At 68.9% G+C, this 794-nt stretch carries 1 protein-coding gene and 1 pseudogene; both read left to right on the forward strand.

The annotated features are described in order from the left end of the window. Positions 1 to 422, forward strand: a 422-nt coding sequence (locus FV230_RS28865; RefSeq protein ID WP_246695058.1) for a replication protein RepA, incomplete at its 5' end; no start/stop codon positions are given. A 160-nt stretch (positions 423 to 582) separates the two neighbouring features. After that, a pseudogene (locus FV230_RS28870) lies at positions 583 to 794 on the forward strand (hypothetical protein); the annotation flags it as partial.

The raw sequence follows: 794 nt of genomic DNA on the forward strand, positions 1-794 counted from the left end.
GGGCGAGGGACGGGGAGGGCGCGGCCTGGTCCCGCACCGTGCAGTTCCACCAGGACTTCTACGACAACCTGATCCGGCACGCCCTGCCCGTCGACATCCGGGCGGCGCGGGCCTTCTCGGGCTCGGCGCGCAAGCTCGACCTGCTGTTCTGGGTCGGCTACCGCCTGCGCGCCCTGCAGCGGCCCCTGAGGCTCACCTGGACCAACCTGCACGGCCAGTTCGGCGCCGAGAACGCCTGCATCCGCAGCTTCCGGCAGGCGTTCAAGACCGACATCGCCCACCTGTGCGAGGTCTTCCCGAAGCTGCCGATCGCGCTGGACGACGGCGGCATGACCTTGCAGCCGGCCGATCCCGGCATGCTCCTCGTCCCGCCGCGCAAGGGAATACGGAAGGCGTCGCAAGGGAAGGACGCGGCAGCCTGAGGGAACGGGCATCGCCTGACTGATCTATTCTCTTAGTACGCGTCCAGGGAACGTCACCTCCATTCCCTCAGCGGAGCAAAATTCCGAGGCAAACCAATCTTCCGTTCGAGCGCGATTCCTGATATTCCCTATCTGAGAATCAGGGAAGATGCGGGCCATCATGGGATTGTCGGAAGCGGAGATCGAGGCGCGGCTCGCGAGCCTGCGGCGCCAGCGCGACGCCCTCGAGCGCGAGATCGCCGATCACGTCCTCTACCTCGAGCTCGGCCGTCGCCTGCGCGGGGGCGAGCCATCTCGGGCGATCGAGGCGCCCGAGGATCACGTCCCGCCGGAGCCCGCCGCACCGCGCGCCGCCGGCGCCGCCCTCCGGGC

Source organism: Methylobacterium sp. WL6, assembly GCF_008040095.1.
Taxonomy (GTDB): domain Bacteria; phylum Pseudomonadota; class Alphaproteobacteria; order Rhizobiales; family Beijerinckiaceae; genus Methylobacterium.